Genomic DNA, 24,161 nt, shown 5'->3' on the forward strand with positions numbered 1-24,161 from the left:
TGTCTATTCAATAATTTTAGTTTACTATTTGGTATAAAATATAGGCTGAGGTTGGGGTTTTGAAAGCTACGATTTCTGTTTGGCTTTTTGGCGTAAGACATACAAATATAAGCTTTCTACTTTTTCACGTGCCCATGGTGTGGTACGTAAAAACCGTAATGATGACTTAACACTTGGATCTATACAAAAACATCTAATTTCAATTTTACGACTTAAGCCTTCAAAGCCACCATAGTAATCCAATAACTCATCCAAAATGTCAGCAAGTTTTTTGCCGTGTAGAGGGTCATTGGAGGCATTCATAATAAATAAACCATATTTTTGGAGGACATTATTATAACCTGAGCTAGTTGAAAAATGGGAGGGTTGAAATTTAAACATAATTAACATTGATGTGTGCTGAAATAGCAGGAGACATTCATAAAAGTGCATTTCTACGCTTCGTTTGCTGAGACTTTAGAAACATTAGCTATTGAAAATCCAAAGGTTTATTTTAGTTTTAAATCACCTGAACAACTTATTTCTTCTTAGATAAGTACCGAAGTTGGTATTCTAAAGATCAGGCATAAATAAGATGCTAGTAAAGATTTATGCGTGTAAACCAACATTTGTACAAAACAGTCAACTATGACAGAAACAAGGGCACACTCACCAGAGCCGACTATGAGTACATGCGCGATCTACTGGAGACGGTGCTAGAACAACTGCAAAATTCAGAATTAGACAATGACAAAGAAATAGATCAGCTCAAACAGTTTTTTATCAAGTTAGATCATCACATAGATAGGTTACGTGCTTAAAGCCAATGGTGGCTCAATTCTAACTTTTAGAAATCCTATCCGGTGATTTGAAAATTACGCGCGTAGATTTCGGCATAACGTATATTATGTTCATTAGCTTACTCGGCATTGTGAATATAATTTTACTGAGATTCACAATGTCGAGCTGTAGCACCAACTGAGGTTGCGTAGGCTACAGTCTTGGATATGCTACTGCATTTATGTTTACCTAAAGTCTAGTTCATAAATAATTTTTCAGTTTAATTTATACTTTACAATATCTTATAAAGATATATTGATTTAATTAAACAATCATAGTTCATGAACCTAAAATATTTAATAGTTCATTCGACCGAATCTCTAAACTTTCTTTATGGAGCCGTGATAGCTCAATAGATAGGGCTGCATTTCTAGAATCCTGGTAGATTTTTAATTTCATTAAATCTTAAATAAATACAAAAATTTATCGAACTATGTAGGTACAAAATTCACATTCATAGTTAAAAATTATGCGTCCACCATATCGTAATAGCCATCATGGCAAAATTTTTTGATGGGATACACCGCCTAAGGGCGGTCATACTAGAAAAATATTCAATATAAATTTACAGCTCTGCCAAACTATGTGAATATTTTAATGTATTAGAAAGTTGAAATACCTGCTCCTATAAATCAAAATATCTTTTTAATTCAAAAGTATTTGGTATGACATTACCTTCAATAAAAGAAGTTGGAAAATATTATCCTTGGTCAAAACATAAAATTAATACTAAAACTTTGGAGCTACGTCCTTTTGAAAAAAGTGATATGTCTCCTTTTTTAGTACATATGACAACTGAGAATGCCATTAAAAGCATTCTTGAAAGTAGTACTAAAGAATTTCATGGAAAAATTGATGCTTCAAAACCTACTCAAAGTCAATCTAACTGGTATGGCCATAAAATTGTGTGTTTCACAGAGACACCTATTTTCTCTATCGATTTTTTTAGGCATAAGAGTCATGACAGATGGTTAAAAGATCTAAGATATGGTATCGGTTTCTCAAAAAAATCTTTAGCGGATTGTGGTGTACGTCCTGCTCTATATATAGATAAAAAATTACTAAGGATGATTGCATCTTTACGAAGCTTCTCTATGACTTCGGAAGACTTGGCATTGTATAACTCTATTGCTCCTCTTATGACACCTCTTGATCACGATGCAGATAACCAAGGATTTATGTGGGAAAGAGAATGGAGATATCCGAATGAGGAAGGATTTGAATTTCACTATAAAGACATCGAGATTATTTGTTGTCCATTTGATGAAGTAGATCATATTTCAGAAAGGTTAGGTGAATATTCTAATAATGTTACATTTGTGGAAACATGGGGTGAATATGAAGAGGTGTCAAAATATTTAGAGTCGAGACTTACTTCGAATGAGATGAAATTAGTGGTTAATAGCACTGGAATTGACGAACTAGAAACTGCTCGAACCAAGCTCTCAAGTGAACTGTTTAAACTAGAAGCTTATGAAGCCCAATTGAAAAGATTTGCAGATGAATTAGAAGCAATTAGAAGTTCCATACCAACGTTTAAAAATAAAATCTCACATATTGAATCCGAGATTGAAGATCGAAAAAAATGGTATGAAACTCATTGTTGCGCATGTTCAAATTCATTTGAAGAATATTCTTTAACCCTTCATGAATGGGAAAAAGACGGATGATCCTAGACAAAATAATGGACAGCACGTCCCTCTAAAGATAACGTAACTTTAATCTTTGGAGATTCAAGAAATGGCTAAACGTTTTAGTCCCGAATTTAAACAGCAAGCGATTGATTATGCACTTTCAAACTCACACGAGTCTGTAGCTGCAATCGCCCAGAAATTAGGTGTGGGTTATTCAACATTAGATAAATGGATTCGTGAAACCAATCCGGCAGGTTCAAGCAAACGTCAACTTTCACCAGAACAACAGCGGATCGTGGAATTAGAGAAAGAAGTCAAACAGCTCAAGGAAGCCAATGACATCTTAAAAAAAGCGCATGTGTACTTTCTAACAGATCATGCCAAGAAAAGTACACGGTAATTCAAGATCTAGATATGAATGAAGTCACCGTATCTTCTGCCTGTAAATACCTAGGTGTCAGCACTTCAGGCTATTATGCCTGGCGAAAACGTCAAGCCAATACGGCACAGAAATATAATGACTTAAAAGCCGTATATTGGCAGCATCATGCACGATTGGGTGCACCTTCATTAGTACATGACATGCATGATTTAGGTTACAACATGAGCGAACGTACTATTGGAAGGATGCTAAAAAAGCTTGGTTTACGTAGCAGGATTGCACGTAAATACAAGCATACGACTGATTCAACCCATCGTTTGCCTACAGCACCCAACTTGTTGGATCGCCAATTTACAGTTACTCAGCCTAATAAAGTCTGGACAACAGACATTACCTATATCCGCACTAAAGAAGGTTGGTTGTATTTATGTGTGATGCTAGATTTATTTAGCCGTCGTATCGTGGGGTGGCAAACCAGCCATCGAATAGACCGCCAGTTGGTGTGTGATACGTTTAACTATGCAATGGCTCGTCAGGGTTATCCAACTGGTGTTATGGTTCATTCGGACCAAGGCTCACAGTACTGTAGTCGTGATTTTAGAGCGCTGTTACTGAAAAATGATTGTACTCAGAGTATGTCTAGACGTGGAAACTGTTGGGATAATGCAGTGACTGAAAGCTTCTTTCATACATTAAAAGGTCATGTGGTACATGGCAGTGTGTTTTCGACTCGAAAAGAAGCGAATGCTGTCTTGTTTGACTATATTGAAATTTATTACAATCGAGTCAGAAGACATTCTGCAAACGGCTGGTTAAGTCCAGAAGCCTTTGAACAGAAATATATTAAAAGTTTAGAGGGGCTGGTTGTCCACGATACTGTCTAGGATCATAACTCATGATGGTTTAAATGGAGATGAAAAATTATCTGAGTCTTTCAAAAAACTTTTACTATTTATTAGATTGGCTGTCATGATAGCGAAGTGTGACAGTACTTTTCATGAAAAAGAGAAAGTTCTAATCAATAAAACTATTGATGAAGACTCTTCAATTTCATTAAGTGAAAGATCGTCACTAAACGCATATTTCATCTGGAGTATGAATTCTTCAGTGAATACCGCAGGCTTAAAGCAACAAATAGAATCTATGGATGAAACAAACAAAATTTCATTTAGAAAGATACTTGTTCAAATAGCTTTAGCAGATGGGAAAATTGAAGCGACAGAGATTAAACAGCTTGAGAAGTTATATACGATGTTGGGTATTGATAAGAGCTTAATTCCTTCCGACTTACATCAATATACAACTCAAAAGATAATTTCCACTCAAAAACAGCCAACTGGAGGCAATATCACATCGTTTATTTTAGATGATTCAATTCTTGCTCAGCATGAAGCTGAAACTAAAGAAGTACATACGCTTTTAGGATCAATTTTTGTGGAAGAAAATATACCTGAAGAAAAAATTGAACCTGTGACATTAGGTTCTAGCTTAACTATAGGTTTGGATAAACAGCATAGAGTACTATTTGAAACTTTGATTGATAAAGAGAAATGGTTACGTGAAGACATCGAGACCATTTGCCAAAAGCTTAACTTGATGATTGATGGTGCTCTTGAGACTATCAATGATTGGGCGTATGAAATAGCGGATGCTCCTGTACTTGAAGATGATGGTGACATTTATGTCGATAAAGAAATCGTTGCAGAATTAAGAGAGGAATAACATGTCAATAAAACCTATAAGATTAAAAGAGAAAGAAGCAATTATACAATCGCTCAAGTCAGGGGTTACGCCTAAAATCGGACTGCAACATATCCAAGTAGGACGTTCTAAAGAGATCTCAGCATTAAACAAAGATATTGATCGGGTCATCGAAGGTGGATCAACATTTAGATTAATTATTGGGGAATACGGATCAGGGAAAACATTTTTTCTAAGTGTGGTCCGCTCAATTGCCCTAGAGAAAAAATTGGTCACTGTACATGCTGATCTTTCACCAGATCGACGAATTCATGCTTCAGGAGGGCAAGCTCGTAATTTATATTCTGAATTAATTCGTAATATGGCTACACGTAATAAACCAGATGGAAATGCACTTACGAGTGTAGTTGAACGCTTTATTACTGAAGCAATTAAAGAAGCAGATAACACAAATATAGCTGTATCGACTGTTATTCAGAATAAGTTGTCTTCATTAGCTGACTTAGTTGGAGGCTATGACTTTGCTAAAGTTATTGAAGCTTATTGGATAGCACATGAGCAAGACAATGAATTATTAAAATCCAATGTTCTAAGATGGTTGAGAGCTGAATATACAACTAAAACTGAAGCGAAGAAAGACTTAGGCGTAAGCACTATTATTTCAGACAGTTCATTCTATGATTCTTTAAAACTACTGAGTCTCTTTGTACGTCAAGCCGGTTATGCAGGTTTACTTGTAAATTTAGATGAGATGGTCAACCTGTATAAATTACACAGTACACAAGCACGTATGTCCAACTATGAGCAGATTTTAAGAATATTAAACGACTGCCTACAAGGTACTGCCGAATACTTAGGTTTCTTATTGGGGGGTACGCCAGAGTTTCTATTAGATCCACGTAAAGGGTTGTATAGTTATGAGGCATTGCAATCACGATTAGCAGAAAATAGTTTTGCCCAAAGAGCAGGAGTAGTGGATTATTCTTCTACAGCTTTACATCTAGCTAACTTAACCCCTGAAGAGTTTTTTATTTTACTTAAGAATTTGAGAAATGTTGTTGCATGTGGCGATCCTGATAAATATTTAGTTCCAGATGAGGGGCTTTATGCATTTCTGAAGCACTGTAATGAAACTATAGGAGATGCTTATTTTAGGACCCCTAGAAATACAATTAAAGCATTCCTCGATCTATTAGCTGTGATTGAACAGAATTCAGGGATTAAATGGAATGATTTCATCAATGAATTGTCCATTGAAGAAGAACGTATAACAGATATGGATGAAATTTATGAGGATGAACCTTCAGAAACCCAAGAATTAGCTGAATTTAGAATATGAAAGATGAATTTCAAAAACTACATCCTTCTGTACAAAAGTGGGTTTATAAACAAGGATGGCCAGATTTAAGAGAAATTCAGAAAAAAGCTCTTGATCCTATTTTATCTGGTGATCGGGATGTTTTAATCAGTGCATCAACAGCAGCAGGTAAAACCGAGGCGTTCTTTTTACCTGCTTGCAGTAAAATAGCAGATATTCAAAATGGCTTTGGTATCCTTTACATTAGTCCGTTGAAAGCTTTAATTAATGATCAATTTCGACGATTGGAAAGCTTAGGAGAAGAACTTAAGTTATCTATTACACCTTGGCATGGTGACAGTTCACAAGGTAGAAAAAACAGCGTAAAAAAAAATCCTTCAGGTATCTTACTAATAACACCAGAATCACTAGAGTCTTTGCTTATCAGAGAGGCTGGTTGGCTTAAAAGTGCGTTCATCAATATTAAATATATTGCTATCGATGAATTTCATGCATTTATTGGCACGGAGCGTGGTCTGCACCTTTTGTCTTTACTGAATCGGATCGATCATCTATTGGGAAAATATGAGTCACCAATTCCTCGAGTGGCATTAAGTGCTACGCTAGGTGAATTGGAGACAGTACCTTTAGCATTACGAGCTAATCAAAAATTACACTGTGAAATAATTACAATAACGAAAAGCTCTGCAACTATGCAAGTACAGGTAAAAGGCTATATTAATCCTTCTCAGAATAATTCAGAGAACTTAAAAAATGCAGGAACTCAGATCTGTCAGGATATTTATAAATTTTGTCGTGGCGGATCACATTTAGTCTTCGCAAATAGTCGCCAAAGAACTGAAAGTATAGCGGCTTCGTTAAGTGAATTATGTCGCCAAAATAGGGTTCCAAATGAATTTTTCCCCCATCATGGTTCTTTAGCTAAGGAGTTGCGTGAAGACTTAGAGCACAGATTACAGAAGGAAAGTCTACCTACAACAGCAGTCTGTACTATGACTCTAGAATTGGGAATTGATATAGGTAAAGTAAATTCTGTAATTCAAGTAACTTCTCCACATTCTGTAGCAAGTCTCCGGCAACGGATGGGGCGGTCAGGACGTAGAAATGAACCGGCTGTCCTCAGAATGCTTATTGAGGAAGAAGAACTTACTAAAGATAGCCACATTGTTGATATGTTACGTTTAGAACTGATTCAGTCTTTGGCTATGATAAGACTATTAATTAGTAGTAAATGGTTTGAACCAGCAGACACTTCTCAATTCCACTTTTCAACATTACTGCATCAAATACTCGCGCTGATAGCCCAATGGGGCGGGGTCAGGGCTGATCAGATATATACGTTACTATGTAAATCAGGCCCATTTCATAAAGTATCAATTGACCAATTCAAATTATTACTAACATCAATGGGAAAAAATGAGCTTATTACACAGCTACGAAGCGGTGAACTTACATTAGGAATACGTGGTGAGCAAATTGTTAATCATTATAGTTTTTACGCTGTTTTCAAAACCCCAGAAGAATACAGGATCATTTCAGGCCTAAAAACATTAGGTACATTGCCTGTCACAACAGTTATCTTAAAGGATCAATATATCATATTTGCAGGTAAAAGATGGAAAGTGCTAGACGTTGAGCCTGAAAAAAAAGTAATTCGTGTAATAGCAGCTAAAGGTGGGCGTCCTCCATCCTTTGGTGGGGACGGGTTAGCTGTTCATGATATCGTTAGAAAGGAAATGTTTGATATTTTAAAAGGAAATGATTACAGAATTACAGTTGGAGAGCATAAAGTTGACTTTATAGATCGAACAGCAAAGCTTTTATTCGATGAAAGTATATCTGTATTCAATGACGTTAATTTAGCGAATCAGTCTATTATTGAGATAGGTAATAAAGTCTACATCTTTACCTGGTTAGGAGACAAAATTACAGATACGTTAAAAGTCATATTTATAATGAACAATTTTTCAGTTACCTCTTTATATGGGATCATTGAAATAGAACAAATAGATAAAGCATCGGTGGTTTCATATCTTAGATCTTTACTTGTATATGGAATTCCAAAAGAAGAAGAGCTTGCTACTTATATACAAGATAAAGAGATAGAAAAATTTGATGAATACTTAGGTGAGGATTTGCTTAACCAAGGCTATGGAAGAAGAAGTTTTGATTCAGAAAATACCTTTTCTTTTATAAATAATCTATTGAACTTACAAAATGAACTGCCGCCACTCTCCTAGACAAATTTCGTCTATTCTTTTTGCATAGGAGAGAACATTATGGGAGGATTACCCTGACTGTAAAATGAAGACTTTACAAGGGGTTATCATTGGTAAAGTTTCACTTGAGAGTGTGATTTATAGTGATGGATGGCGTGGCTATAATGGTCTTGTTGATGTGGGTTATTCAAAGCATTTTAGGGTAAATCAGGGAGCAAATGAGTTTGCTAGAGGACAATGCCATATAAATGGAATAGAATCATTTTGGAGCTTTTGTAAACGAAGGCTAGCAAAGTTTAACTGCATATCAAAAGAGTACTTTAATTATCATCTTAAAGAAACTGAATGGCGTTGGATGAGGGAACCTAATGAGTTAGCAACTGAGCTGTGGAACCTCATTAGGTAAAATTAAGTGTAAATCTGCTAGTCTAGAGCCTATTTTAATTATATATGTTTTATTGACCCAATATTTCATCCATTAATCTAATGTTTGAATTAATGTTTTTAATCTCATTTTTTAATTTTTCTTTATGGTTAATAAAATATTTCTCTAAAGTTTTATCATCTGATAATAAAGATTCTAAAAACTCAATATTATTTTCTTTATCTTTAATCTGATTAAAAAATTCTGTTTTTTTCTTAGAAAAAGTTTCTTCTAGTCTTTGCTTTTTTGTTCGACTCCTGAGCTCATTCATACGGGGTGTTTCTGTATAGGAAAAAACTTTTTCTTTTGATGTTTCTGTGACTGACCATTAAAGTCTCAAAAATGACATTAATGTTCTAAACTTTAACAATATAGTTGTAAACTCAAAGAGGAAGTTTGAATGAATATTACGAAAAAATCAGATTCAATACTTGTGGTATTTTTTAAGTTGTTTCTTTGTAGCAGTGCATTTGTTGCATGTATTTTATTTGGATTTTGGTTGAGTCCAATGCAAGTACCATCCCCAATAGTCATTTTTATATCACTTGCAATCACCGTTTTATTTACTTATTGGATATTTGGAATAGGTAAACTCAAACATAAGTAAATTTACAACTATTATGTCATAAATGGATTGGTTATCTAAACTCAAAGTTCATTGAGTTTAGAACTATAATGTAAATTTACTGAATCATACCTAATGTAAGTTATTGATTTTATGATTCATCAGTTTAAGTCTTTAATGTGCAAAGACATCAGGCAACGACGGGCTGCTGCCGGCCATCAGCGGACGCAGGGAGGACTTTCCGCAACCGGCCGTTCGATGCGGCACCGATGGCCTTCGCGCAGGGGTAGTGAATCCGCCAGGATTGACTTGCGCTGCCCTACCTCTCACTAGTGAGGGGCGGCAGCGCATCAAGCGGTGAGCGCACTCCGGCACCGCCAACTTTCAGCACATGCGTGTAAATCATCGTCGTAGAGACGTCGGAATGGCCGAGCAGATCCTGCACGGTTCGAATGTCGTAACCGCTGCGGAGCAAGGCCGTCGCGAACGAGTGGCGGAGGGTGTGCGGTGTGGCGGGCTTCGTGATGCCTGCTTGTTCTACGGCACGTTTGAAGGCGCGCTGAAAGGTCTGGTCATACATGTGATGGCGACGCACGACACCGCTCCGTGGATCGGTCGAATGCGTGTGCTGCGCAAAAACCCAGAACCACGGCCAGGAATGCCCGGCGCGCGGATACTTCCGCTCAAGGGCGTCGGGAAGCGCAACGCCGCTGCGGCCCTCGGCCTGGTCCTTCAGCCACCATGCCCGTGCACGCGACAGCTGCTCGCGCAGGCTGGGTGCCAAGCTCTCGGGTAACATCAAGGCCCGATCCTTGGAGCCCTTGCCCTCCCGCACGATGATCGTGCCGTGATCGAAATCCAGATCCTTGACCCGCAGTTGCAAACCCTCACTGATCCGCATGCCCGTTCCATACAGAAGCTGGGCGAACAAACGATGCTCGCCTTCCAGAAAACCGAGGATGCGAACCACTTCATCCGGGGTCAGCACCACCGGCAAGCGCCGCGACGGCCGAGGTCTTCCGATCTCCTGAAGCCAGGGCAGATCCGTGCACAGCACCTTGCCGTAGAAGAACAGCAAGGCCGCCAATGCCTGACGATGCGTGGAGACCGAAACCTTGCGCTCGTTCGCCAGCCAGGACAGAAATGCCTCGACTTCGCTGCTGCCCAAGGTTGCCGGGTGACGCACACCGTGGAAACGGATGAAGGCACGAACCCAGTTGACATAAGCCTGTTCGGTTCGTAAACTGTAATGCAAGTAGCGTATGCGCTCACGCAACTGGTCCAGAACCTTGACCGAACGCAGCGGTGGTAACGGCGCAGTGGCGGTTTTCATGGCTTGTTATGACTGTTTTTTTGTACAGTCTATGCCTCGGGCATCCAAGCAGCAAGCGCGTTACGCCGTGGGTCGATGTTTGATGTTATGGAGCAGCAACGATGTTACGCAGCAGGGCAGTCGCCCTAAAACAATTCAATCAAGCCGATGCCGCTTCGCGGCACGGCTTATTTCAGGCGTTAGACGGCAAAGTCACAGACCGCGGGATCTCTTATGACCAACTACTTTGATAGCCCCTTCAAAGGCAAGCTGCTTTCTGAGCAAGTGAAGAACCCCAATATCAAAGTTGGGCGGTACAGCTATTACTCTGGCTACTATCATGGGCACTCATTCGATGACTGCGCACGGTATCTGTTTCCGGACCGTGATGACGTTGATAAGTTGATCATCGGTAGTTTCTGCTCTATCGGGAGTGGGGCTTCCTTTATCATGGCTGGCAATCAGGGGCATCGGTACGACTGGGCATCATCTTTCCCGTTCTTTTATATGCAGGAAGAACCTGCATTCTCAAGCGCACTCGATGCCTTCCAAAAAGCAGGTAATACTGTCATTGGCAATGACGTTTGGATCGGCTCTGAGGCAATGGTCATGCCCGGAATCAAGATCGGGCACGGTGCGGTGATAGGCAGCCGCTCGTTGGTGACAAAAGATGTGGAGCCTTACGCTATCGTTGGCGGCAATCCCGCTAAGAAGATTAAGAAACGCTTCACCGATGAGGAAATTTCATTGCTTCTGGAGATGGAGTGGTGGAATTGGTCACTGGAGAAGATCAAAGCGGCAATGCCCATGCTGTGCTCGTCTAATATTGTTGGCCTGCACAAGTATTGGCTCGAGTTTGCCGTCTAACAATTCAATCAAGCCGATGCCGCTTCGCGGCACGGCTTATTTCAGGAGTTAGGCCGCATGGACACAACGCAGGTCACATTGATACACCAAATTCTAGCTGCGGCAGATGAGCGAAATCTGCCGCTCTGGATCGGTGGGGGCTGGGCGATCGATGCACGGCTAGGGCGTGTAACACGCAAGCACGATGATATTGATCTGACGTTTCCCGGCGAGAGGCGCGGCGAGCTCGAGGCAATGGTTGAAATGCTCGGCGGGCGCGTCACGGAGGAGTTGGACTATGGATTCTTAGCGGAGATCGGGGATGAGTTACTTGACTGCGAACCTGCTTGGTGGGCAGACGAAGCGTATGAAATCGCGGAGGCTCCGCAGGGCTCGTGCCCAGAGGCGGCTGAGGGCGTCATCGCCGGGCGGCCAGTCCGTTGTAACAGCTGGGAGGCGATCATCTGGGATTACTTTTACTATGCCGATGAAGTACCACCAGTGGACTGGCCTACAAAGCACATAGAGTCCTACAGGCTCGCATGCACCTCACTCGGGGCGGAAAAGGTTGAGGTCTTGCGTGCCGCTTTCAGGTCGCGATATGCGGCCTAACAATTCGTCCAAGCCGACGCCGCTTCGCGGCGTGGCTTAACTCAGGTGTTAGACATCATGAGGGACGCAGTGATCGCCGAAATTTCGACACAACTGTTAGAGGTGCTTAGTGTCATTGAGCGCCATCTGGAGCCGACGTTGCTGGCCGTGCATTTGTACGGCTCCGCAGTGAATGGCGGCCTGAAGCCATACAGCGATATTGATTTGCTGGTTACTGTGACTGTAAGGCTTAATGAAACAACGCGGCGAGCTTTGCTCAACGACCTTCTGGAGGTTTCGACTTTCCCCGGCGAGAGTGAGGCTCTCCGCGCTATAGAAGTCACCATTGTTGTGCACGACGACATCATTCCGTGGCGTTATCCAGCTAAGCGCGAACTGCAATTTGGAGAATGGCAGCGCAATGACATTCTTGCGGGTATCTTCGAGCCAGCCACGATCGACATTGATCTGGCTATCTTGCTGACAAAAGCAAGAGAACATAGCGTTGCCTTGGTAGGTCCAGCGGCGGAGGAACTCTTTGATCCGGTCCCTGAACAGGATCTATTCGAGGCACTAAATGAAACCTTGAAGCTATGGAACTCGCAGCCCGACTGGGCTGGCGATGAGCGAAATGTAGTGCTTACGTTGTCTCGTATTTGGTACAGCGCAGTAACCGGCAAAATCGCGCCGAAGGATGTCGCTGCCGACTGGGCAATGGAGCGCCTACCGGCCCAGTATCAGCCCGTCTTGCTTGAAGCTAGACAGGCTTATCTTGGACAAGAAGAAGATCGCTTGGCCTTGCACGCAGATCAGTTGGAAGAATTTGTTCACTACGTGAAAGGCGAGATCACCAAGGTAGTCGGCAAATAATGTCTAACAATTCGTTCAAGCCGACGCCGCTTCGCGGCGCGGCTTAACTCAAGCGTTAGATGCACTAAGCACATAATTGCTCACAGCCAAACTATCAGGTCAAGTCTGCTTTTATTATTTTTAAGCGTGCATAATAAGCCCTACACAAATTGGGAGATATATCATGAAAGGCTGGCTTTTTCTTGTTATCGCAATAGTTGGCGAAGTAATCGCAACATCCGCATTAAAATCTAGCGAGGGCTTTACTAAGCTTGCCCCTTCCGCCGTTGTCATAATCGGTTATGGCATCGCATTTTATTTTCTTTCTCTGGTTCTGAAATCCATCCCTGTCGGTGTTGCTTATGCAGTCTGGTCGGGACTCGGCGTCGTCATAATTACAGCCATTGCCTGGTTGCTTCATGGGCAAAAGCTTGATGCGTGGGGCTTTGTAGGTATGGGGCTCATAATTGCTGCCTTTTTGCTCGCCCGATCCCCATCGTGGAAGTCGCTGCGGAGGCCGACGCCATGGTGACGGTGTTCGGCATTCTGAATCTCACCGAGGACTCCTTCTTCGATGAGAGCCGGCGGCTAGACCCCGCCGGCGCTGTCACCGCGGCGATCGAAATGCTGCGAGTCGGATCAGACGTCGTGGATGTCGGACCGGCCGCCAGCCATCCGGACGCGAGGCCTGTATCGCCGGCCGATGAGATCAGACGTATTGCGCCGCTCTTAGACGCCCTGTCCGATCAGATGCACCGTGTTTCAATCGACAGCTTCCAACCGGAAACCCAGCGCTATGCGCTCAAGCGCGGCGTGGGCTACCTGAACGATATCCAAGGATTTCCTGACCCTGCGCTCTATCCCGATATTGCTGAGGCGGACTGCAGGCTGGTGGTTATGCACTCAGCGCAGCGGGATGGCATCGCCACCCGCACCGGTCACCTTCGACCCGAAGACGCGCTCGACGAGATTGTGCGGTTCTTCGAGGCGCGGGTTTCCGCCTTGCGACGGAGCGGGGTCGCTGCCGACCGGCTCATCCTCGATCCGGGGATGGGATTTTTCTTGAGCCCCGCACCGGAAACATCGCTGCACGTGCTGTCGAACCTTCAAAAGCTGAAGTCGGCGTTGGGGCTTCCGCTATTGGTCTCGGTGTCGCGGAAATCCTTCTTGGGCGCCACCGTTGGCCTTCCTGTAAAGGATCTGGGTCCAGCGAGCCTTGCGGCGGAACTTCACGCGATCGGCAATGGCGCTGACTACGTCCGCACCCACGCGCCTGGAGATCTGCGAAGCGCAATCACCTTCTCGGAAACCCTCGCGAAATTTCGCAGTCGCGACGCCAGAGACCGAGGGTTAGATCATGCCTAGCATTCACCTTCCGGCCGCCCGCTAGCGGACCCTGGTCAGGTTCCGCGAAGGTGGGCGCAGACATGCTGGGCTCGTCAGGATCAAACTGCACTATGAGGCGGCGGTTCATACCGCGCCAGGGGAGCGAATGGACAGCGAGGAGCCTCCGAACGTTCGGGTCGCCTGCTCGGGTGATATCGACGAGGTTGTGCGGCTGATGCACGACGCTGCGGCGTGGATGTCCGCCAAGGGAACGCCCGCCTGGGACGTCGCGCGGATCGACCGGACATTCGCGGAGACCTTCGTCCTGAGATCCGAGCTCCTAGTCGCGAGTTGCAGCGACGGCATCGTCGGCTGTTGCACCTTGTCGGCCGAGGATCCCGAGTTCTGGCCCGACGCCCTCAAGGGGGAGGCCGCATATCTGCACAAGCTCGCGGTGCGACGGACACATGCGGGCCGGGGTGTCAGCTCCGCGCTGATCGAGGCTTGCCGCCATGCCGCGCGAACGCAGGGGTGCGCCAAGCTGCGGCTCGACTGCCACCCGAACCTGCGTGGCCTATACGAGCGGCTCGGATTCACCCACGTCGACACTTTCAATCCCGGCTGGGATCCAACCTTCATCGCAGAACGCCTAGAACTCGAAATCTAACGTCCGTTCGGGCATCGAGGTCCATGTCGGGGTGGGACGGGCCCGTGGCTTCAAGATCACTTGCAGTCCGACCGCGATGTCTTGGTTGCGCGAGAGGTTGTCGACAGGCCATGCTGAGTGTGCGATGGTTGATCGCTTCCTCGCCGCTCTCCACGGCGACGATGGCCGCCGCCATCAGCAAGTGCGCCAGTTCCCCTATGGTGCCCTCGCTGCGTGTGAGCAGGTAGCGAGCCATGTCCAGCGTGGCAATTGGGGAAGGCCGGCGCAGCGGGAGCGAAGCGGCGAAGCTGGCCAGCAGTGAGCAGCAATCGTCGTTGGCCTCCCATACCGGCAGCATCATCGGCTCGAAGCGATTTTCCAACTGGTAATCGGAGCGGATGGCTAGGTAGGCGTCGCGCGTGCCTACCCCAACCAACGGGATGCGCAGTTCGTTGCCGAGGAAGCGCAGCAGGTTGAGGAATTCCCGGCGGTTGACGCTGTTGCCGGCCAGCACGTTGTGCAGCTCGTCGATCACCAGCATGCGCACGCCGACCTTGCGCAGCAGTGCCAGAGCCAGTTGCTCCATTTCCGGCAACCGTGGGCGTGGGCGCAGCGGCGCGCCCATCGCGGCGAGCAGCGCGACGTAGAAGCGGATCACGGACGGCTCGGACGGCATCTGCACGACCAACACCGGGATGTGCTCCTGGTCGGCGTCGGAGCTGGCCGGGTGGGTGCGGCGGAACTTCTCGACGATCATCGACTTGCCATTGTTGGTCGGGCCAACCAGCAGCAGGTTGGGCATGCGTTGCTTGTTTGGCCACGCATAAAGGGCTTCCAGCCGGTTCAGCGCCTCGACTGCGCGCGGATAGCCGATCCAGCGGTCGGCGCGAAGGCGCTGGATGCGCTCGTCCGCCGGAAGACGGGCCAAGCCCTGGGCCGCCGGCAGCAGGTGGGACAGGTCGATGATGGGATATTCGTCCACGGCTACCACTCCTCAATCTGGTCGAACGGTTTGGCGGGTGGCAAGTTGTCTGCCTGCGGGTCGGCAATATCCGTATCCGGCGGAACGGGCTTGTCCGGCCGAGCTGATGTCTTGAGGTGCTGGCGGCGATCCGCGTCACGCCGCGCCTTGCGTGTGGCCTTCTGCGCGCTGGTCACAATCTCACGCATCTGGCCGATCATGCGGAACAGCGCCGACTCATCCACCTGTTCGCGCCCTTGCTGCCGCAGTTTCGCCAGCGCCTGCCGTTGTTCCCAGAGGGTGACAGCCGGATGCGACAAGGTACGGTAGGGAATTTCCAGGTAATGCTGTCCCTCCGGTTCCAGGACCCAGATACGGCTGATGTCGCGCGGATCGCGCCGGATCAGAAAGGACGGCCAGCGTTCACGCCGCTGTGACTGACCATTAAAGTCTCAAAAATGACATTAATGTTCTAAACTTTAACAATATAGTTGTAAACTCAAAGAGGAAGTTTGAATGAATATTACGAAAAAATCAGATTCAATACTTGTGGTATTTTTTAAGTTGTTTCTTTGTAGCAGTGCATTTGTTGCATGTATTTTATTTGGATTTTGGTTGAGTCCAATGCAAGTACCATCCCCAATAGTCATTTTTATATCACTTGCAATCACCGTTTTATTTACTTATTGGATATTTGGAATAGGTAAACTCAAACATAAGTAAATTTACAACTATTATGTCATAAATGGATTGGTTATCTAAACTCAAAGTTCATTGAGTTTAGAACTATAATGTAAATTTACTGAATCATACCTAATGTAAGTTATTGATTTTATGATTCATCAGTTTAAGTCTTTAATGTGCAAAGACAGTTTCATGATCAACTTCTAAATATTGAAATTGCATCAAAACTTTTAAACCAGAATACATAAGTCGCTTGGTTTTTTGATTTCTGTAGTTGTGATCAATTTTAAGCTTTTCCCAAAATTGTTTTGCTTGCCAATTTTGAATTTTGTAGTTATCAAAAAGTTCTAAGAATTCGTTATACAACGGCAAGTGCACAGGTCTTTTCATGTTCAGTCGTTTATTAAATAAATGAGGATTATAGTCCGTGGATGTATAGTCCTCAATTAGAGATATTTCTATTTTTTGAACAGTTAGTTTCAAATGACAGAATTATCTATCGCGATTGGCCATTTAATTCGCAATAAAAGAACAGAACTTAAAATCACTCAAGAGGCTCTTGCTCTTCAATGTGGTATTGATCGTAGTTATCTTGGACGTATTGAACGTGGAGAAGTGAATATTACAGTTTTAAAGCTTTATGAAATCGCACATATTCTTAAAATTGAACCTTATCACTTGCTACCTAAACATTAAGCAGACAAGATCACTGTTTGCTCAAACGCTAAAGTTATAAATTGTGGTATAAGTCTTTACGGTAAAGATTTATAGATGCTGCTGAGTATGAACTACTTTTTAGTAGTGCCAATATTTCGTTTTTTAATTTTATAAGTTTCTCCACTAGCAAATTTTTTGGCGAGATCAGGGTTACGTCCAGACAATTGTTTAATTAAGATAGGATCGCCATTTGGACTCTTGCTCCATAAAGCATCATTTATTACATAAAGTACTGTTTCGGTGCGTGCAGCCTTAATAAAGCTTTCACGAAGTACCCTAGCTGCTTTAGCAGCTATATCACTTTCATCCTCTAGGCTTTTAATTTTCATATCTAAAACCTTATGTTAATTAAATTTGGTTAGGCTATAGATTAGCAGAATAGATAGGTTAGTCTAGGAGAGTGGTGGCAGTCCAGATAGGGCAAAGAACGAAATTATAGTTCTGATCATCTATAATAACTTACCAAGTAGCTGATCAGGTACTCAATAGGTAATTGAGTGTAAAATGTTCTAGCTAATTTGATGATAAATATTTCTTCAAAAGATGAGAGGCTAACAAATGGTCCACTTTTAAATTAGTCTTAAGTTTCACCTCTTCGATAATATTTATAAGGCTCTCAGTATTTTGAGCTAGCTGAGACTCTAACTCTTCAATTTGTGTACGTAAATTTTTATTAGTATTTGTTAGCGCTAGTCTAGTTTTTTTGTTAACAAAAAGTTGCTTTTCTTTTATTTTTAAATTCAAGGGAGATATTTGTTCTGATAGATAAAGACTAATCAGTTTTTTTCGATCACTTGAACTTAATGTACTTAATCCACCAGATATGTAACCTTTAGCCGTTAGACGTTTGTGTAATAATTTATGCGAGATAGGTGATTTTTCAAAACCTTCTATCAACATCATTTGCAATTCTTGTTCAATTACTTCATCCAATTGCTTACCACGTAACATACTACGTCTCCTTTTCTTCAATTTTCTGCTGCTCAATAGCAAATAATTCACTTAAAGTAATTGGAAGTTTACTATTTTGATTACTATAAGGAAAAATTGGTATAGGTGTTAAATTATTCTGTCTCTTCAGTGCTTTTTCTTTTAAGCCATTTAAGAAAACAATTTTTTGATTTAACAACTCAAGCATTTCGATATATGAATCATCATTAGTAATGAGCGACTCTATATTTTTAAACTCGGTTAATAACATATTACGACTTTGCTCTAATGCATCAAGCTCACCCTTACGACCAGTTAAAGCAAAGTTTCCGCATTGCTCTCCAGATTGGCAGGCTAAACGTTTAGGACAATCATGGACTGCTATTTCCCTCATACAGCTACCAAAAGGCAGAGGATGTAAATAAGCATGACGATGAACTAGTAATTCAGCTTGAGAAGTATTTTGCTTAATGAGTTCATTAAATGATTCGGCCAGATCTTCAAAATATTCGTCAAAGAAAGAGTTCTTTATAAATTCAGAAATTTCATTCTTAGAGTCAAAAGACTGTAAATTCATCTTTAAATTATTTTCAAGATCAAGTTTTTCAGAAAAAAACATTAAACCATCATATTTGATTGCTTCTATGGGGGATACAGGCTTCAGCTCATTTTTTTCTTGACAACTTGTTAAATCATATTTCTTTAATATCTCTGCTGCGACTCTACGATGTTTAATAGCTAAATGTTGATAGTATTGGTTCTGTTGAATATCAATACGCCCCATAAGCATTGCCTGTAGATGATCTGCTAATCCACTGAGTGCTAAAAAAGTATTTATATTGTGACGAGGGATATGTGTGGTTAACTTGGAGTATTGTTTATCATCTTCTAATAAATTATATTTTTTAAATACAGATATATTCGCCCCATTCCCTAGAAAACCGTTTATAGTTATTGCGTTAAATGGAATGATATTAGTTTTATTTATAAACTGTCTTTGAAGATTTGTGGATCTATACTCATGTATAAATAACAAATCTTCAAAAGCAATTTTTTCTTTTTTCCCCTCATAATTAAAAACCTGATGAAATGAAAGTTTTGAATCATAATTCGTTAAAGATTTAATAAAAAAATTAATATCACTCTTTAAATAATATCTTTTTAACCCTTTACCATCTTTATACTCCTTGTATACAGGAATACCTTTAAGCGTTTTTACAATAACATCACGCTGACCAGAACGTCCTCTAGTTTTATCTCTTACACCAAAAACAGAACCAATTAGATCATCTACTTCAACATAATCTGTAGAAATATCATCTAATGATTTCGGTAAAAAATTAGAAAAATCTTTAGATCTAATATAAGCTAAATGCTCTCTATACTCCTTGGTAAGTTCAAATACTGAATTAAATATTGTTTCTACCAAACGAGCTGATAAAGGGTCTAGCCAATGAATCCTTAAGCCTGCTCCTTTGGCTCCATAGTACTGAATTCCCAAGGTAAATTGTTTTATTCCATCTAAAGTTAAGTGCTTTTTAGAAACAGTATCGAGAATTGGACGCTTGATCAACGCATCTGTTTTTAAAAGAAAAACTTCCGTTGAACGCAAACCAGTTACGATTAAAAGTAATAATAAATTAAGAGCAATCTTTTCTCCATTTGTTTGACATAAACTTATTAAAGAAACAATATTTATGAAAGTTCGAATAGAAATCAACTTACTATTGTCAAGTTCATCTTCATCAATTTCCAACTGTTCAAGTAAGCTTTTTGTTCTTAAAGCATGAGGAGTTCTACTGTAGCGATTGATATTTAAATACTTCTGAGAAAAATCTAAAGGTTTTTTTGTAAAACCATAGTGATTTATCATCTCCTGTAATCTAAGGAAGGTTAAAGCATAAGAGGAAAGACCTTTTTTATCAGTATTTTTAGCTAAAATTTCAAAAGATATATTTAAAGTTAAAGTAGACAAGTAGTAGGGATGTGTTTTTTGAGGATTTTCAGCATATAAGGCACTATACCAACGCTTTAGTATTAAAAATTCAGCATACAGTTTTTGCGGAGAAACGTTAGCATTTGCTTTTCTATAACTTAGTATAAGCACTGATTTCATAAAAATTTGAAATTTATTATCAATAGTATTGTGCTCTAAACCTTTTATTTTATTAATCATTCCGAAATTAAAATGTGTTTTCCCACTTCTGGATAAAAGCCATCCAGATCCACTTGTACCTCCGTACCAAACAGAATCTTCCCAATATCCTTTAAAACTAGGTTGTATATACTGATCAAAATATTCTTTTTGTTCATTTATGAAGTAATCATATTGTTCACGTTTCATGAAATTTAATCCTCATAAATTTTACAACGAGCAATTACAGACTCAATTTCAAATTTTGTAGATTCATGAATCCTAATTAGAGGATTTCTAGAAATACCGATATTATCAGACAACCTTATTAAATCATCGATTTCATTCTGAATACTCTGTAGTACAGCTGTATGATTTGCATCAATAAAAGGATGAAAATACATGCAACCATAACAATTGCGTACTGGCTGAAAAAGACATTTTTCTTGATATGCACATCCGCCAATATCATAATGAATTTTACTTCCAATATTTCCTAAAACTTTCTTTTGCTTCCATTCATTTTTATAAGTTAAACGCCCTGAAAGTAACATAGCAATCATATGTTTATACAAAAAGTTACGACCAAGAGCATTAGCTCTAATCTGTGCTAGTTCTGGGGTAGAAAATATATAATGTCTAGCAGTAACCAATACAGAATGCCCAAGAATATAGGATATTTCTTCAGCAGATGCTCCAGCCATTGCTAAACTATATCCAACATGATGTCTAAAATCAGAGAAAGAATATTTTTGCTGTATAATTTCTCCAGAAAGAACAGCATCTTGATATAATTTAGGAGAAAAATCTAATAACTGAGTATTAATAGCAATTGAACAAAAGCGTGAGGAATTTTCTCCCATATCAAATAATTTATCATCAGAATGCAAATTAAATCTTTTGATATAGGCAATGATAATTTCCGCAATTTCTTCTGGTAATTTCACTGCTATCTTTTCATACACGTAACGTATTTGTTTCGCATATGGGATTAAAATACTATACCGATGAAAGTGATCTATGCTACGAGTAGAATCTAATTTGATATCATTTACAGATAACTTTGCTAATTGTACTGGTCTAAGTCCTGTTGTATAAATTAATCCTAAGATTGAAGTATAAAGAAGTGTTTGATCATCTATAGTATTTTCAGAAACGCTTATATCCTTGTTTATTTTAATAAATCCTTTTTGAATTATAGAAATAAGAGGATAATCAATAGGATCTTCATATTGTTGGTAGAATAATTTTGAATTAAATGATTTAGGTCGTGGAATGAATTCTAAGTCATAATCATTACTTATATCAAACTCTGGAAAATCCTCAACGATTAACAAACGAAGTAAAAACTTTATATGTGAATAAACCCCTGATTTTTCTTCAATGGGGGCAATATCAATCAAAAAACATTTCAGATTTTCGTAACTAAAATTTAGGTTATTTTTTTTCAGGTAATTTAATAAAATTGTAAATGAATATGACTTTTGACTTAATGAAGAGGGAGTATTCCTTTGGCTAAAAACAATAAGAAAAAATTTCAATAAAATAGTTTCATTTTGAGAAAATTTTGAAAAATTTATTTTTTCTCTATTACCGGAATAAAAAAAATTCCATATATTACTTGTTGATACTAAAAATTTATCATCAAATTTTTCAGCAATTAAAAACTTAACAATTTTTGGAAGTTTTTCGTTAATATTTTGAAGTGCAGTTATTTGTTGGGAATTAAAAATCGATCCCAAATCTGCTCTATTTCCTGAAAACTGATCAAGTTTAGACATGTTAGATCACCCATTTTTCATCTGATATACGTTGTAAATTCAATAAATTAGCTCTATTTACAATAAAACGTTTTGCATAGTAGCTAGGCATTTTACTATTAGGGCTCCAACCACCTAAAACACGTAAATCCTCTTGTGCTTTTTGCATAATTTCATCATTACTGATGGATTGTTGGTAAGGATTTTCGTTCTTATATTTTTTTATAGCAAATGCTAATGTGATATATGCCCATGTGTGTCGACACACATGAGGTGTTATTTTATGAATTGAGTCAATATTTGTATCATCAAAATATATAGGATAGAGACCTCTAAATTTTATATCTATTTTGTTAAAAATTGCATTTATAGATGAATAACTTAGTGCAGAGTAGGGGGAGGTTAAAGAAGTAAACAATATGTCTGATTGGGTTGTATTTCTTATTTTTTCCATATATACATTAATAGCTTCGTAGTCGAAATTACTTAATTTGATTACCCTATAAGAGAATTCATTCTTTATACTTGGTTTTCTACTCCTAATATCATATTCATCTTCAGTATTTGTAATTATAAGATTATAAGTATTAGAATTAATTGATTTTTTTATTGATTTAGTTGTTAAAAGCATCAATTCGCCAACTCTTAAACCATAGTTTATCATTAGGTGTACGATCAAGAAATTACGAAGTTGATGTTGTTTTGTGATGAAAGGATTGTTTACATTAATATTAGCTTTCTTGCTGGGACGAATAATTTCATAAAGTCTACAAACCATTTCATTGTCTAAGCTTTTAAAATGATAATTAATTCCACTTTTAACTGTAAAGCTACGTTTAGAAAATTTATTAAAAATCTTTTTTTTATTCATTAAGAAAATATCAATTTTTTTTCTACGATTTGTTATTTCTTTTAGCGTAAGGTCTTGATTCCAAACATTCCAATATTCATCCAATAAGTAAATAAAGTATTTAAACAATGATCGTATACGTTGCGTAATAGTCATATAATTAATGTCAGGATTTACTCTAATACGAATTAAATTATTCTCAAATTTTTTATTATTTTCTAGAAAAACAATAAAGTTATCAATTTCACTTAAATAGATTTCTGGATCATATCCTGATGAGATAAAGGATTCACAGAAAATTGTTTTATATTTTTTAAACCAAAACTCATACCAAAATTTAATTGCGAGTAAATCTGATTGTTGAGTAGCTATACTTTGAAATCGAAGACTTCCCATACAATACAGTAAAGGATAAAGGCAAGGTGCTGATATTGTTGCATCAAATAATAAAATGATTTTATTTTCATTTGAATATTTTTTTGAAAGTCGAATTGTTTTTATAAAGAACATAAATTTTCCGAGAACTTTATGAATTATTTAAAATATAAACATAAGTCATTTTAGTCTAGTTGAAAATAGTAACTAAGTAATTGTTTTGTAGTTTAGTGAGAGGGTTTATGAACTTAAAGTATCATGTACTCAATTTAACATAATATACATTATACGCAATCTAAGTTATTTATAAAAAGCCACACTTGATTATGTAGCTTTTTATAAATAACTTAGATCACATCAAATTCAATTCGACGGTTTTTCTTACGGCCATCTGCAGTTGCATTATCAGCAACGGGTTTGTTCGAGCCCAATCCTTCAACACTTAAACGTTCTGCAGAAATACTTTTATTGATCAAGTAGTTTTTAACAGCTACAGCACGCTCTTTACTTAAAGCAAGATTTTTTGCAGCGTCACCTGAGCTGTCTGTGTGTCCAATAATTTTAACCTTTTTTCCACCAACCTTATTCAGAGCCACCGCCATTTCATCTAAGATTTGAGTTCCACTCATAGCCAAAACTGCACTGCCAGATTCAAATTCTATAATTCTGTTTTTAAGTGCTTCATCTACAATTTGCTGTTCAGCCTGATTGACAGAAAGCTGCGCATTCAAGCGATATGGTGGCGTTACTAAACTTTGGAATAAGCTTGTTGTAGGCTGAACTTCATTTGAACGCGATATTTTTCCATTAAGTTCCATTTGCGTACCACGTACAGAAAGTTTACCTTGGTGAACTTTTTTTAACTCTGGAACCACCATATTCGCAACAGATTCACTCCAACCATTTGGAGCATTAACCGCTTTAACCTTTATTTTATCAATCACTTGGTCAGCGCCATAAACACTATACATCTTATTTAAAATGATTTGCTTACTGGCATCATTTGGAACAACACCCTCAACAATAATCGGTTCAGCCCAGACATTCACGCTCAAAACCAACGTTAAAGTCAGCAGCCATTTATTCGACTTAAATCTATGATTTATTTTCATATTTTA

The 24,161-nt window shown here is 39.9% G+C and carries 23 protein-coding genes and 3 pseudogenes; 14 read left to right on the forward strand and 12 right to left on the reverse strand.

All coding sequences use genetic code 11. From position 1 onward, the window contains the following. Positions 1-66: 66 nt before the first annotated feature. The gene (locus tag MN200_RS07820; protein WP_003651786.1) at positions 67-303 is read right to left on the reverse strand and encodes a VF530 family protein; all 237 of its coding nucleotides are present in this window, start codon (positions 301-303) and stop codon (positions 67-69) included. A 1,181-nt stretch (positions 304-1,484) separates the two neighbouring features. Between MN200_RS07820 and MN200_RS07825 the strand changes: the two genes are divergently transcribed. The 6 genes and pseudogenes from MN200_RS07825 to MN200_RS07850 all read left to right on the forward strand — a co-directional run. Beyond that, the gene (locus MN200_RS07825; protein WP_242760488.1) at positions 1,485-2,489 is read left to right on the forward strand and encodes a hypothetical protein; all 1,005 of its coding nucleotides are present in this window, start codon (positions 1,485-1,487) and stop codon (positions 2,487-2,489) included. 70 nt (positions 2,490-2,559) lie between these two features. Beyond that, a protein-coding gene (locus MN200_RS07830; RefSeq protein ID WP_087514482.1) for an IS3 family transposase occupies positions 2,560-3,719 on the forward strand; the annotation gives its coding sequence in 2 pieces (ribosomal slippage) (positions 2,560-2,794 and positions 2,794-3,719; 1,161 coding nt in all). A gap of 85 nt (positions 3,720-3,804) precedes the next feature. Next, positions 3,805-4,557, forward strand: a complete 753-nt coding sequence (locus MN200_RS07835; RefSeq protein ID WP_242760516.1) for a tellurite resistance TerB C-terminal domain-containing protein — start codon at positions 3,805-3,807, stop codon at positions 4,555-4,557. A gap of 1 nt (position 4,558) precedes the next feature. Next, positions 4,559-5,875 carry an ATP-binding protein gene (locus tag MN200_RS07840; protein WP_075696490.1) on the forward strand — a complete coding sequence of 439 codons (1,317 nt, stop codon included), beginning with the start codon at positions 4,559-4,561 and terminating at the stop codon, positions 5,873-5,875. After that, positions 5,872-8,094, forward strand: coding sequence for a DEAD/DEAH box helicase (locus MN200_RS07845; RefSeq protein WP_075696489.1), 2,223 nt, complete (start codon positions 5,872-5,874; stop codon positions 8,092-8,094). The genes MN200_RS07840 and MN200_RS07845 overlap by 4 nt, the downstream gene beginning before the upstream one ends. Positions 8,095-8,146: 52 nt before the next feature. Then, a pseudogene (locus MN200_RS07850) lies at positions 8,147-8,479 on the forward strand (IS1595 family transposase); the annotation flags it as partial. Between the two features lie 49 nt (positions 8,480-8,528). Here the strand turns inward: MN200_RS07850 and MN200_RS07855 are convergent. Then, positions 8,529-8,768 (reverse strand): hypothetical protein, encoded by a 240-nt coding sequence (locus MN200_RS07855; RefSeq protein WP_234114943.1) that lies wholly within the window; start codon positions 8,766-8,768, stop codon positions 8,529-8,531. Positions 8,769-9,381: 613 nt separating this feature from the next. Further along, positions 9,382-10,395, reverse strand: coding sequence for a class 1 integron integrase IntI1 (gene intI1, locus MN200_RS07860; RefSeq protein ID WP_000845054.1), 1,014 nt, complete (start codon positions 10,393-10,395; stop codon positions 9,382-9,384). A 101-nt stretch (positions 10,396-10,496) separates the two neighbouring features. Here intI1 and MN200_RS16655 point away from each other — a divergent pair, with 101 nt between their 5' ends. The 7 genes and pseudogenes from MN200_RS16655 (at position 10,497) to MN200_RS07890 (ending at position 14,653) form a co-directional block, all read left to right on the forward strand. Continuing rightward, positions 10,497-10,625 carry a hypothetical protein gene (locus tag MN200_RS16655; protein ID WP_278189341.1) on the forward strand — a complete coding sequence of 43 codons (129 nt, stop codon included), beginning with the start codon at positions 10,497-10,499 and terminating at the stop codon, positions 10,623-10,625. Then, positions 10,609-11,241 carry a type B-3 chloramphenicol O-acetyltransferase CatB3 gene (locus MN200_RS07865; protein WP_000186237.1) on the forward strand — a complete coding sequence of 211 codons (633 nt, stop codon included), beginning with the start codon at positions 10,609-10,611 and terminating at the stop codon, positions 11,239-11,241. The genes MN200_RS16655 and MN200_RS07865 overlap by 17 nt, the downstream gene beginning before the upstream one ends. A 57-nt stretch (positions 11,242-11,298) precedes the next feature. After that, on the forward strand, positions 11,299-11,832 hold the full coding sequence (aadB, locus tag MN200_RS07870; protein WP_000381803.1) for an aminoglycoside nucleotidyltransferase ANT(2'')-Ia: 534 nt from the start codon (positions 11,299-11,301) through the stop codon (positions 11,830-11,832). Positions 11,833-11,889: 57 nt separating this feature from the next. Continuing rightward, positions 11,890-12,728, forward strand: a pseudogene (locus MN200_RS07875) (AadA family aminoglycoside 3''-O-nucleotidyltransferase). A gap of 116 nt (positions 12,729-12,844) precedes the next feature. Next, complete coding sequence (locus MN200_RS07880; protein ID WP_000679427.1) at positions 12,845-13,192, forward strand: quaternary ammonium compound efflux SMR transporter QacE delta 1; 348 nt, start codon at positions 12,845-12,847, stop codon at positions 13,190-13,192. Next, positions 13,186-14,025 (forward strand): sulfonamide-resistant dihydropteroate synthase Sul1, encoded by an 840-nt coding sequence (gene sul1 / locus MN200_RS07885; RefSeq protein WP_000259031.1) that lies wholly within the window; start codon positions 13,186-13,188, stop codon positions 14,023-14,025. The genes MN200_RS07880 and sul1 overlap by 7 nt, the downstream gene beginning before the upstream one ends. A gap of 127 nt (positions 14,026-14,152) precedes the next feature. After that, a complete protein-coding gene (locus MN200_RS07890) occupies positions 14,153-14,653 on the forward strand; it encodes a GNAT family N-acetyltransferase (protein ID WP_000376623.1) in 501 nt (166 codons plus the stop codon). Here MN200_RS07890 and MN200_RS07895 read toward each other — a convergent pair. The 3 genes and pseudogenes from MN200_RS07895 to MN200_RS07905 all read right to left on the reverse strand — a co-directional run bounded on the left by MN200_RS07895 (position 14,622) and on the right by MN200_RS07905 (position 16,667). After that, the gene (locus MN200_RS07895; protein WP_242760489.1) at positions 14,622-15,614 is read right to left on the reverse strand and encodes a TniB family NTP-binding protein; all 993 of its coding nucleotides are present in this window, start codon (positions 15,612-15,614) and stop codon (positions 14,622-14,624) included. The two genes, MN200_RS07890 and MN200_RS07895, sit on opposite strands and share 32 nt — an antisense overlap. Positions 15,615-15,616: 2 nt before the next feature. Then, positions 15,617-16,024 (reverse strand): annotated as a pseudogene (locus tag MN200_RS07900) (Mu transposase C-terminal domain-containing protein); the annotation flags it as partial. Between the two features lie 424 nt (positions 16,025-16,448). After that, on the reverse strand, positions 16,449-16,667 hold the full coding sequence (locus MN200_RS07905; RefSeq protein WP_180034215.1) for a hypothetical protein: 219 nt from the start codon (positions 16,665-16,667) through the stop codon (positions 16,449-16,451). Positions 16,668-16,760: 93 nt separating this feature from the next. On the opposite strand from MN200_RS07905, the gene MN200_RS07910 reads away from it, so the two are divergent. After that, positions 16,761-16,973 carry a helix-turn-helix transcriptional regulator gene (locus MN200_RS07910; RefSeq protein ID WP_075696486.1) on the forward strand — a complete coding sequence of 71 codons (213 nt, stop codon included), beginning with the start codon at positions 16,761-16,763 and terminating at the stop codon, positions 16,971-16,973. 92 nt (positions 16,974-17,065) lie between these two features. Here the strand turns inward: MN200_RS07910 and MN200_RS07915 are convergent, their stop codons facing one another. From MN200_RS07915 to MN200_RS07940, 6 genes are all read right to left on the reverse strand, one after another. Further along, on the reverse strand, positions 17,066-17,323 hold the full coding sequence (locus MN200_RS07915; protein WP_075696485.1) for a hypothetical protein: 258 nt from the start codon (positions 17,321-17,323) through the stop codon (positions 17,066-17,068). 184 nt (positions 17,324-17,507) lie between these two features. Continuing rightward, positions 17,508-17,945, reverse strand: a complete 438-nt coding sequence (locus MN200_RS07920) for a hypothetical protein (RefSeq protein ID WP_075696484.1) — start codon at positions 17,943-17,945, stop codon at positions 17,508-17,510. A gap of 1 nt (position 17,946) precedes the next feature. Beyond that, positions 17,947-20,268 carry a hypothetical protein gene (locus tag MN200_RS07925; protein ID WP_136695453.1) on the reverse strand — a complete coding sequence of 774 codons (2,322 nt, stop codon included), beginning with the start codon at positions 20,266-20,268 and terminating at the stop codon, positions 17,947-17,949. Between the two features lie 5 nt (positions 20,269-20,273). Beyond that, on the reverse strand, positions 20,274-21,839 hold the full coding sequence (locus MN200_RS07930; protein ID WP_136695452.1) for a tyrosine-type recombinase/integrase: 1,566 nt from the start codon (positions 21,837-21,839) through the stop codon (positions 20,274-20,276). 1 nt (position 21,840) lies between these two features. Beyond that, on the reverse strand, positions 21,841-23,178 hold the full coding sequence (locus MN200_RS07935; RefSeq protein ID WP_075696481.1) for a site-specific integrase: 1,338 nt from the start codon (positions 23,176-23,178) through the stop codon (positions 21,841-21,843). Between the two features lie 212 nt (positions 23,179-23,390). Next, complete coding sequence (locus MN200_RS07940) at positions 23,391-24,155, reverse strand: OmpA family protein (protein WP_058869615.1); 765 nt, start codon at positions 24,153-24,155, stop codon at positions 23,391-23,393. Positions 24,156-24,161: the final 6 nt, after the last annotated feature.

The organism is Acinetobacter sp. LUNF3, from assembly GCF_022699605.1.
GTDB lineage: Bacteria > Pseudomonadota > Gammaproteobacteria > Pseudomonadales > Moraxellaceae > Acinetobacter > Acinetobacter johnsonii.